This window comes from Streptomyces sp. UH6, assembly GCF_013421635.1.
Lineage (GTDB): Bacteria > Actinomycetota > Actinomycetes > Streptomycetales > Streptomycetaceae > Streptomyces > Streptomyces abyssomicinicus.
In genome coordinates, this window is sequence record NZ_JACADT010000104.1 from 1 (window position 1) to 10,368 (window position 10,368).

General features: G+C 71.7%; 8 protein-coding genes. 1 reads left to right on the forward strand and 7 read right to left on the reverse strand.

Features of this window, described 5'->3' with window-relative positions:
• A partial coding sequence (locus HW445_RS08820) for a helix-turn-helix domain-containing protein (protein WP_180220469.1) occupies positions 1 to 392 on the reverse strand: 392 nt, incomplete at its 3' end.
• A 108-nt stretch (positions 393 to 500) separates the two neighbouring features.
• Between HW445_RS08820 and HW445_RS08825 the strand changes: the two genes are divergently transcribed.
• Positions 501 to 1,916, forward strand: a complete 1,416-nt coding sequence (locus tag HW445_RS08825) for an MFS transporter (RefSeq protein ID WP_180220470.1) — start codon at positions 501 to 503, stop codon at positions 1,914 to 1,916.
• Positions 1,917 to 1,982: 66 nt separating this feature from the next.
• Here the strand turns inward: HW445_RS08825 and HW445_RS08830 are convergent, their stop codons facing one another.
• The 6 genes from HW445_RS08830 to HW445_RS08855 form a co-directional block, all read right to left on the reverse strand.
• On the reverse strand, positions 1,983 to 2,651 hold the full coding sequence (locus HW445_RS08830; protein ID WP_180220471.1) for a potassium-transporting ATPase subunit C: 669 nt from the start codon (positions 2,649 to 2,651) through the stop codon (positions 1,983 to 1,985).
• Between the two features lie 38 nt (positions 2,652 to 2,689).
• Positions 2,690 to 4,795 (reverse strand): potassium-transporting ATPase subunit KdpB, encoded by a 2,106-nt coding sequence (gene kdpB / locus HW445_RS08835; RefSeq protein ID WP_180220472.1) that lies wholly within the window; start codon positions 4,793 to 4,795, stop codon positions 2,690 to 2,692.
• 29 nt (positions 4,796 to 4,824) lie between these two features.
• A complete protein-coding gene (gene kdpA / locus HW445_RS08840) occupies positions 4,825 to 6,489 on the reverse strand; it encodes a potassium-transporting ATPase subunit KdpA (protein ID WP_180220473.1) in 1,665 nt (554 codons plus the stop codon).
• 8 nt (positions 6,490 to 6,497) lie between these two features.
• A complete protein-coding gene (gene kdpF / locus HW445_RS08845; protein WP_151775366.1) occupies positions 6,498 to 6,587 on the reverse strand; it encodes a K(+)-transporting ATPase subunit F in 90 nt (29 codons plus the stop codon).
• Positions 6,588 to 6,893: 306 nt separating this feature from the next.
• Positions 6,894 to 9,407, reverse strand: a complete 2,514-nt coding sequence (locus HW445_RS08850; RefSeq protein ID WP_180220474.1) for an ATP-binding protein — start codon at positions 9,405 to 9,407, stop codon at positions 6,894 to 6,896.
• Positions 9,408 to 9,456: 49 nt separating this feature from the next.
• Entirely contained in the window at positions 9,457 to 10,140 is a 684-nt protein-coding gene (locus tag HW445_RS08855) for a response regulator (protein WP_180220475.1), read from the reverse strand.
• Between the last annotated feature and the right edge of the window lie 228 nt (positions 10,141 to 10,368).

Below are 10,368 nucleotides of genomic sequence, written 5' to 3' on the forward strand. Positions count from 1 at the left end.
CGGAAGGACAGCACCCAGCTCGCGGCCGGAGGTTCCATCACCAGGAGCGCCACCGCGTCGGCCCCCTCGGTCACCAGCAGCGAGATCGTGGCGCCCAGCTCGTCCGCGAGGTCGCGCATGACCGGCTCGGCCTCCGCCCGGAGGGTTGCGTGGATGCCGCCGGCGAGGGCCGCCAGACCGACGCCCGCGCGGTAGCGGCCGTCGGCGCCCCGCACCGCGAGGCGGAAGTCGGCCAGGGTGCTCAGCAGGCGGGAGGCGATCGAGCGGTGCACGTCGAGCCGATCGGCGACCTCCTGGACCGTGAGCCCGTCACGTGCTGTGGTCACCAGCTCGAGCGCACGGAGGCCTCGGGCGAGGGTCTGGGCGCCGGCGGCGCGGGAGGTCTCAGCCATGCGCAGAGCCTAAAGGGCCCGCGGTCAACCCTTGACAGCGCGGCGGGGAAACACCAACCTTCCCTAAATGCACGAGGGAGTGCGTTATTTGCAAGCACGGGAGAGCTGATGGACCTCAGAGACGCGATCAGGAACAACGCCATGTCCCGCTACCAGTGGGTGGTCGTCTCGATCTGCATCCTGCTGACGATGGTCGACGGGTACGAGATCCTCATCACCTCGTACACGCTTCCGGCCCTGACCGAGCACTGGTCGCTGAGTACGGGGCAGCAGGGCCTGGTCGCCTCCTTCGGAACGCTGGGCATGGGTGTCGGCGCGGCGCTGCTGAGCCCGATCGCCGACCGCATCGGCCGCCGCCGGCACATCGTCGGCTCGCTCGCGCTGATCGTGCTGGGCATGGTGCTCAGCGGCCTGGCGCCGTCCTTCGAGCTGTTCCTCGCCTTCCGCTTCTTCGCCGGGCTCTTCCTCGGGGCGATCGTGCCGAGTGTCAGCGTGCTGTGCGCGGAGTTCTCCAGCCGGCGCCGCCGTGGCGTCGTCATGGGCGTCTACGGCATCGGCCTGCCGCTCGGCGCGGCCGTCGGCGGCTTCCTCTCGGTGTGGCTGATCGATTCCTTCGGCTGGCGTGGCCCCTACTTCTTCGCCGCCGTGATCACCACGCTGCTCCTCGTGCTCGCGGCCGCGGCGCTTCCCGAGTCGGTCGGCCACCTGGTCGAGAAGCGCCCGGCCGGCGCGCTGCGTGACTACAACCGCATCGCCGCCAAGATCGGCGTCCCGGCCGTTGACGAGCTCCCCGCCGGCTCCGCGGCCGCCCGCGGGACGACGTTCGCGAGCGGCATGTGGCAGGGCGTCATGCTGCCGCGCACCCTTCTGCTGTGGGTGTCCTACGCCCTGGTGATCGGCGCCTTCTACTTCGCCAACGGCCTGACCGCCAAGCTGGTCACCCAGACCACCGGGGACCCCGACTTCGGCATCCGCGCCCAGGCGCTGGTCGCCGCCGGCGGCGTCGTCGGCGCCCTGCTCTTCGCCGCGGTCTCCCGCAAGATCCACCCGCGTCTGGTGACGGCTCTCATCGGTGTCGTCGGTTTCGTGGTCTTCTTCGTCTTCGCCGCCTACTTCGACGACAAGACCGCGGTCCTCGTCCTCGCGGTCCTGATCGGTCTGGCGGTCAACGGCGGGGTCGCCGCGTACTACGCGATCAGCCCGTCGATCTACCCGCTCGCGATCCGCACGGCGGCCGTCGGCCTGATGATGGGCGTCGGCCGGATCGTCGCCTTCTTCGCACCCAACATCGCGACCTACCTGGAGCAGCACGGCTTCACGCCCGAGGAGCTGTACCGCCTCTACGGCGTCGTCATGGTCGTCTCCGCCGTCACCGTCACGGCCCTGCACCTGACCTACCGGGGGCGCAACCGGGACGACGCCATGGACGCCGAGGACGCCCAGGCCGGCGAGAACGCCGGGGACGCCCGTGGCGAGGCGGTCACGGAGGCCGGCGCCGACCGTCCCGCGACCCTCGCCGGCTGACCCCGGCACCGCACCGCGGGGGCCCGCGCGCAGGTGCGCGGGCCCCCGCGGGCACGGGTCAGGCGCTCACCGCCGCGCCGACAGCTCGCGCAGCGCGACGTTGAGTTCGAGGACGTTGACCCGCGGCTCACCGAGGAACCCGAGGGTCCGTCCCTCGGTGTGGTCCTCGACCAGCCGCTCGACCCGGGCGACGGACAGGCCGTTGCGCGCGGCGACACGGTGCGTCTGGAGTTCCGCGTAGGCCGGTGAGATGTGCGGGTCCAGGCCGGAGCCGGAGGAGGTGACCGCGTCCGCGGGCACGTCGGAGGGGTCGACCGCGTGGCCGGGTACGGAGTTGTCCTCCACCACCGCGGCCTTGGCGTCCTCCACCTGCCGCACCAGGTCCTCGTTGTCGGCGGACAGGTTGGTGGCGCCGGACAGCAGCAGCCGGTACTCGGTGTTGAGGGTGTTGGTTCCCAGGCCGCCGGCCGGGCGGCCCTGGAACCACCTGAGGTCGGGCTCGGGCGTCTCCTGGCCCTCCTCCGGCGGCAGCGTGTACGCCTGTCCTATCAGGGACGAGCCGACGGCCCTGCCGTCCGCCTCGATCTCGGAGCCGTTCGCCCGGCCGGGGAACAGTGCCTGGGCGACGCCGGTGACGGCCAGCGGGTAGACCACACCGGTCACCAGGGTGAGCGCCAGCAGGGCGCGCAGGCCCGCGCCGAACAGCCGGGCGCCGGTGGTCACGGAGTTCTTCATGGTGATCAGCACACTTTTCTGGGAGTCGCGGCCGGTGTTCAGAGTCCGGGGAGGAGGGAGACGGCCATGTCGATGACCTTGATGCCGACGAACGGCGCGATCAGGCCGCCCAGCCCGTAGACCCCGAGGTTGCGCCGCAGCAGCCGGTCGGCGCTCAGCGGCCGGTAGCGCACGCCCTTGAGCGCGAGCGGCACCAGCGCGACGATGACCAGCGCGTTGAAGATCACGGCCGACAGGATCGCGGAGTCCGGTGAGGACAGCCGCATGATGTTGAGCGTGTCCAGCCCCGGATGCACGGCGGCGAACAGGGCGGGGATGATCGCGAAGTACTTGGCGACGTCGTTGGCGACGGAGAACGTGGTCAGGGCTCCCCGGGTGATCAGGAGCTGCTTGCCGATCTCGACGATCTCGATGAGCTTGGTCGGGTCGGAGTCGAGGTCGACCATGTTGCCGGCCTCCTTGGCGGCCGACGTGCCGGTGTTCATGGCGACACCGACGTCGGCCTGGGCGAGGGCGGGGGCGTCGTTGGTGCCGTCGCCGGTCATCGCCACCAGCTTCCCGTCGGCCTGTTCCCGCTTGATGAGGGCCATCTTGTCCTCGGGGGTGGCCTCGGCGAGGTAGTCGTCGACGCCCGCCTCCTCCGCGATGGCCTTGGCGGTCAGCGGGTTGTCGCCCGTGATCATGACGGTGCGGATGCCCATGCGGCGAAGTTCCGCGAACCGCTCCCGCATGCCCTCCTTGACCACGTCCTTGAGGTGGATCACGCCCAGGACGCGGGCGCCCTCCTCGTCCTCCACCGCCACCAGCAGCGGGGTTCCTCCGGACCGGGCGATCAGGTCGGCGATCCGCTCGGCCTCGGCGGCGACCTCCACGCGGCCGCCCTGTCCGTGCACCCAGTCGAGCACCGCGCCGGTGGCGCCCTTGCGGATCCGGCGCCCGTCCACGTCGACGCCGGACATCCGGGTCTGCGCGGTGAAGGCGACCCACGCGGCCCCCGTCAGCTCGCCCCGGCTCCTCTCCCGCAACCCGTACCTCTCCTTGGCCAGCACGACCACCGAACGCCCCTCGGGCGTCTCGTCGGCCAGCGAGGACAGCTGGGCGGCGTCCGCGAGGTCGGCCTCGGTGACGCCGCGCACCGGCACGAACTCGGCGGCCCGGCGGTTGCCGAGCGTGATGGTGCCGGTCTTGTCCAGCAGCAGGGTGGAGACGTCGCCGGCCGCCTCGACCGCCCGGCCGGACATGGCCAGGACGTTGCGCTGCACGAGCCGGTCCATGCCCGCGATGCCGATCGCGGAGAGCAGCGCCCCGATCGTGGTGGGGATGAGGCAGACCAGCAGGGCGACCAGGACCACCAGGGTCAGGTGCGTGCCCGCGTACTGCGCGAAGGGCGGCAGGGTGGCGCAGGCCAGCAGGAAGACGACGCTCAGCGACGCCAGCAGGATGTTCAGCGCGATCTCGTTGGGCGTCTTCTGTCGCGCGGCGCCCTCCACCAGCCCGATCATGCGGTCGATGAAGGTCTCGCCCGGCTTCGTGGTGATCCGGACGACGATCCGGTCGGAGAGCACCTTGGTGCCGCCGGTGACCGCCGAGCGGTCGCCGCCGGACTCGCGGATGACCGGGGCCGACTCGCCGGTGATCGCCGACTCGTCGACGCTCGCCACGCCCTCGACGACGTCGCCGTCACCGGGGATGACGTCACCGGCCTCGCAGACGACGAGGTCGCCGATGCGCAGCGCCGTGCCCGGCACGCACTCCTCGTCGCCGCCGGCGGCCACCCTGCGGGCCACCGTGTCGCTCTTCGCCTTGCGCAGGGTGTCGGCCTGGGCCTTGCCGCGGCCCTCGGCGACCGCCTCGGCGAGATTGGCGAAGATCACGGTCAGCCACAGCCAGGCGCTGATGGTCCAGCCGAACCGGTCACCCGGGTCGGTGAAGGAGAAGACGGTGGTGAGGACCGAGCCGGCCCACACCACGAACATCACGGGGGACTTGACCATCACCCGCGGATCGAGCTTGCGCAGGGCCTGCGGGAAGGACCTGACCATCAGCCGGGGGTCGAAGAGTCCCGCCGCGACACGGCCGTCGGCGGGCCCGTGCCCGGTGGGAAGGTCGCCGTGCGGCGCCCGGGTCCGGGTGCCTGTGGACATGGTGTCCTCTGATTCGTCGGTACGGAAGGTCATCGCGCCAGCCCTTCGGCGAGCGGTCCCAGCGCAAGGGCCGGGAAGTAGGTGAGACCGGTGATGATGAGGGTGGCGCCCACCAGCAGGCCGCTGAAGAGCGGCTTGTCGGTGCGCAGGGTGCCGGCGGTGACCGGGACGGGCCGCTGCGCGGCGAGCGAGCCGGCCAGCGCGAGGACGAAGACCATCGGCAGGAAACGGCCGAACAGCATCGCGAGTCCGGTCGTGGTGTTGAACCAGTCGGTGTCGGCGTTCAGGCCCGCGAAGGCCGATCCGTTGTTGTTCGACGCGGACGTGAAGGCGTAGAGGACCTCCGAGAAGCCGTGCGCGCCGGGATTGAGCATCGAGTGCGGCGGCGTCGGCAGGGCCAGGGAGGCCGCGGTGAGGACGAGGGCCAGGGCCGGCGTGACGAGGATGTAGCAGGCGGCGAGCTTCATCTCCCGCGCGCCGATCTTCTTGCGCAGGTACTCGGGCGTGCGGCCGACCATCAGACCGGCCAGGAAGACCGCGATGACCGCCATCACGAGCATGCCGTACAGGCCGGAGCCCACGCCGCCGGGGGCGACCTCGCCCAGCATCATGCCGAGCAGGGTGATGCCTCCGCCCAGTCCGGTGTAGGAGGAGTGGAAGGAGTTCACCGCGCCGGTCGAGGTGAAGGTGGTCGCCACCGCGAAGACGGACGAGCCGCCGATGCCGAAGCGGACCTCCTTGCCCTCCATCGCGCCGCCCGCGGCCTGGAGCGCCGGGCCGTGGTGGGCGAACTCGGTCCACATCATCAGGGCGGTGAAGCCCAGCCAGATGCCGGCCATGGTGGCGAGGATCGCGTAGCCCTGCCTGACCGAGCCGGTCAGGACGCCGAAGGTGCGGGTCATCGCGAAGGGGATCAGCAGGATCAGGAAGACCTCGAAGAGGTTGCTGAGCGGCGACGGGTTCTCGAAGGGGTGGGCGGCGTTGGCGTTGAAGTAGCCGCCTCCGTTGGTGCCCAGCTCCTTGACGGCCTCCTGCGAGGCGACCGCGCCGCCGTTCCACTGCTGCGGGGCGCCGGTGAACTGGCCCACCGCGTGGATGCCGGAGAAGTTCTGGATCGCGCCGCAGGCGACCAGGACCACCGCGGCGACGGCCGCGACCGGCACCAGGATCCGGACGGTGCCGCGCACCAGGTCGGCCCAGAAGTTCCCCAGGTCACCGGTGCGGGACCGGGCGAAACCGCGGACGAGCGCGACCGCGACGGCCATGCCCACGGCCGCCGAGACGAAGTTCTGCACGGCCAGGCCCGCGGTCTGCACCACGTGCCCCATGGTCTGCTCGCCGTAGTAGGACTGCCAGTTGGTGTTGGTCACGAAGGACACGGCCGTGTTGAAGGACTGCGCGGGGGTGACCGAGGAGAAGCCGAGCGAACCGGGCAGCACGCCCTGGAGCCGCTGGAGGAGGTAGAGGAACAGGACGCCGGCCACCGAGAAGGCGAGGATGCCGCGCAGGTACGCGGACCAGGTCATCCCCGCGTCCGGATCGGCGCCGACCGCCTTGTAGATCCACCGCTCGGCCCGCAGGTGCGTCCTCGAGGAGTAGACCCGGGCCATGTGGTTGCCGAGCGGGACGTAGGCGAGCGCCAGGGCGCCGACGAGGGCGAGCAGCTGGAGCACGCCGGACAGGACAGGACTCATGGCCGGGCTCAGAACCTCTCCGGGAAGACGAGGGCGAGGACGAGGTAACCCAGCAGGGCGACGGCCACGACCAGGCCGACTGCGTGCTCGACGGTCACAGCTTCGTCACCCCCTTGGCGACGAGGATCACGAGCGCGAACGCCGCGACGGTGGTGACGACGAAGGCCAGGTCGGCCATCGTGAGCTCCTGATGATGAGGTGCGACGGAAAGGGACTGTCAGATCAGAACTCAGTTCCGACCGCACCGGATCGCCCTTTGACGCCCCCCATACGGAGAACACCCCGTTTTTGACGTCTCTCTAACGGTTTGTGATCCGGCCCACGCCCGCCCCACGCACCCCGGGCCACGTGCCCCGGCCCGCGCCCCGGGCCACGCGTGCCCGGGGGCCACGCGTGCCCGGGGGCTACGCCGTCCCGTGCGCGGCGGCCTTCGGGAGGCTGAGGACCATGGTGAGACCGCCGCCCGGGGTGTCCTCGGCCCGCAGGGTGCCGTCCATGGCCTCGGTGAATCCGCGGGCGACCGCCAGGCCCAGCCCGACGCCGTTGCCGCGCGGGGCGTCGCCGTGGCGCTGGAAGGGCGCGAAGATGCGCTCCTTGTCCTCCTCGGGGACGCCCGGCCCCCGGTCGACGACCCGGACCTCGACCCGGTCGCCGAGAACGCTCGCACCGACCAGCACGGGGACGCCCGGCGGGCCGTACTTGACGGCGTTCTCCACGATGTTGGCGACCACGCGCTCCAGCAGCCCCTTGTCGACGAGCACCATCGGCAGCGACTCGGGAACGTCCAGTTCCACCTCGGCCTCCGGGACGCCCGCCAGCGCCATGGGGACGACCTCGTCCAGGTCGATGTCGCGGATCAGGGGCGTGACGGTGCCGGTCTGGAGGCGGGACATGTCCAGGAGGTTGCCGATGAGCTGGTCGAGACGGTCCGCGCCGTTCTCGATGCCGGCCAGCAGTTCCTCCTGGTCCTCCGGCGACCAGACCACGTCCGCCGAGCGCAGCGAGGTCACCGCCGCCTTGATGCCCGCGATCGGGGTCCGCAGGTCGTGGCTGACCGCGGCGAGCAGGGCGGTGCGGATCCGGTTGCCCTCGGCCAGGACCTTGGCCCGGTCCGCCTCCTCGCGCAGGCGGCGGCGGTCCAGGACCACGGCCGCCTGGGCCGCGAAGGCGGCCAGCACCCGGCGGTCCTCGGCGGGGAGCACCCGCCCGGTCAGGACCAGGGCCATGCGGTCGCCGACGGGGACGTCGACGTCCGCGTCCTCCGGTTCGACCGGCACGTCGGGTCCCACGCTGCCCGCCGGGACCCACAAAGCGTTCTCGTCCTCGCGCTCCAGGATGGCCGCCGACTGCATCCCGAAGGTCTCGCGGACCCGTTCCAGCAGGGCTTCCAGGCCGGTCTCCCCGCGCAGGACGCTGCCCGCGAGGAAGGACAGTATCTCCGCCTCCGCCCGCAGCCGGGCCGCCTGATGGGTGCGCCGGGCGGCCAGGTCGACGACGGAGGCCACCGAGACGGCCACCACGACGAACACCGCCAGGGCGAGGATGTTCGTCGGATCGGCGATCGTGAGGCGGCTGACGGGCGGGGTGAAGTACCAGTTGAGCAGGAACGAGCCGACGACGGCGGAGGCGAGGGCGGGCAGCAGGCCGCCGAGCAGCGCGGCGGCCACCGTGAGCGTCAGGTAGAGGAGCATGTCGTTGGCCAGACCGAGCGACACGTCGATGCCGGTCAGCAGGAACGTCAGCAGCAGCGGGCCGCCGATGCCCGCCAGCCAGCCCAGGACGATGCGGGTGCGGCCCAGCCGCGCCCCGCGCGCCACCGGCAGTCCGCGTCCCTTGCCCGCCTCGGCGTGGGTGATCAGGTGCACGTCCAGATCGGGGCCGGACTCCCGGGCCACGGTCGCCCCCACCCCAGGGCCGAGGACGTACTGCCAGGTCTTGCGGCGGGAGACGCCGAGGAGGATCTGCGTCGCGTTCACCCCGCGGGCGAAGGCGAGCAGCGCGGCGGGGATGTCGTCGCCCACGACCTGGTGGAACGTGCCTCCCAGGTCCTCGACGAGCTTGCGCTGCACCGCCAGTTCCTTCGGCGAGGCGGACGTCAGGCCGTCGCCGCGCAGGACGTACACCGCCAGCACCTCGCCGCCGGCGCCCTTCTCCGCGAGGCGCACCGCGCGGCGGATCAGGGTGGCGCCCTCGGGGCCGCCGGTCACGCCGACCACGATCCGCTCGCGGGAGCCCCAGATCGCCGAGACCTCGTGCTCGCTGCGGTAGGCGTTCAGGTACTCGTCGACCCGGTCGGCCACCCACAGCAGCGCCAGTTCGCGCAGGGCGGTCAGGTTGCCCGGGCGGAAGTAGTTCGACAGTGCCGCGTCGACCTTGTCGGGCTGGTAGACGTTGCCGTGCGCCATGCGGCGGCGCAGGGCCTGGGGAGACATGTCCACCAGCTCGATCTGGTCAGCCCGGCGGACCACCTCGTCGGGGACGGTCTCCTGCTGCCGTATCCCGGTGATCGACTCCACGACGTCGCCGAGCGACTCCAGGTGCTGGATGTTGACGGTCGAGACGACGTCGATGCCGGCCGCGAGCAGTTCCTCGACGTCCTGCCAGCGCTTGCCGTTGCGCGAGCCCGGCACGTTGGTGTGGGCGAGCTCGTCCACCAGGGCGACCTTGGGCCGGCGCGCGAGCACGGCGTCGAGGTCCATCTCGGTGAACTCGGCGCCGCGGTGGGCGACGGTCCGGCGTTCGATCCGCTCCAGGCCGTGCAGCATCACCTGGGTGCGCGGACGGTCGTGGTGCTCCACCAGCGCCACCACGCAGTCGGTGCCGCGCTCCACGCGCCGGTGCGCCTCGGAGAGCATCGCGTAGGTCTTGCCCACGCCCGGCGCGGCGCCGAGGTAGATCCGGAGCTTGCCTCGTGCCATCGCGTGTCGTCTTCCGTCGTCCACGGGGGGGTTCCCGGGGTGCTGGTGTTCACGGTTCGAAGCGGTAACCCATGCCGGGCTCGGTGATCAGGTGCCGGGGCCGGGAGGGGTCCGCCTCCAGCTTGCGGCGCAGCTGGGCCATGTAGACCCTCAGGTAGTTGGTCCGGCTGCCGTGGTACGCGCCCCACACCTCGTGGAGCAGCTGCTTCTGGGTGACGAGCCGGCCCGGGTGGGTGACCAGGATCTCCAGCAGGTGCCACTCGGTGGGGGTGAGCCGGATGTCCTGCCCGCCCCGGGTGGCCTTCTTGGCCAGCAGGTCGACGGTGAAGGCGTCGGTCTCCACGACCGCGGTCTCCGACGCCAGGGGCGCGGCCTCCTTGCGGCGGACGGCGGCGCGCAGCCGGGCCAGGAGCTCGTCCATGCTGAACGGCTTGGTGATGTAGTCGTCCGCCCCGGCGTCCAGCGCGGCGACCTTCTCGCCCGACGCGTCGCGCGCCGACAGGACGAGGATGGGCACCCGGGTCCAGCCGCGCAGCGCCGCGATGACCTCCACCCCGTCCATGTCGGGCAGACCGAGGTCCAGGACGACCACGTCCGGCCACCGTGCGACGGCCAGCCGGATGCCGGTGGCCCCGTCCGCCGCCGCGTCCACGCGGTACTGGCGGGCCTGCAGATTGAGCACCAGGGCCCGTACGAGCTGCGGGTCGTCCTCGACCACCAGTACGCGGGTCATGTGTGGGGGCCTCCCCTGTCGTTCGGCGTGGCCGGACGGCTCCCGAGGGCGGACGGGTACCGAACCGGACGAGGAACAGCAAACGCCGGTAACCACCCCGATTCGACTCCTCTTGACACATCCCATACGACCTCGGTGGTGATCTTTACGCGTTGTTGGCGCCGGACGCCACGGCGGAGGGGCCGCGGTCACGGCGCCCCGGAGGGCGGGAAGGCCGGTGACCGGCCA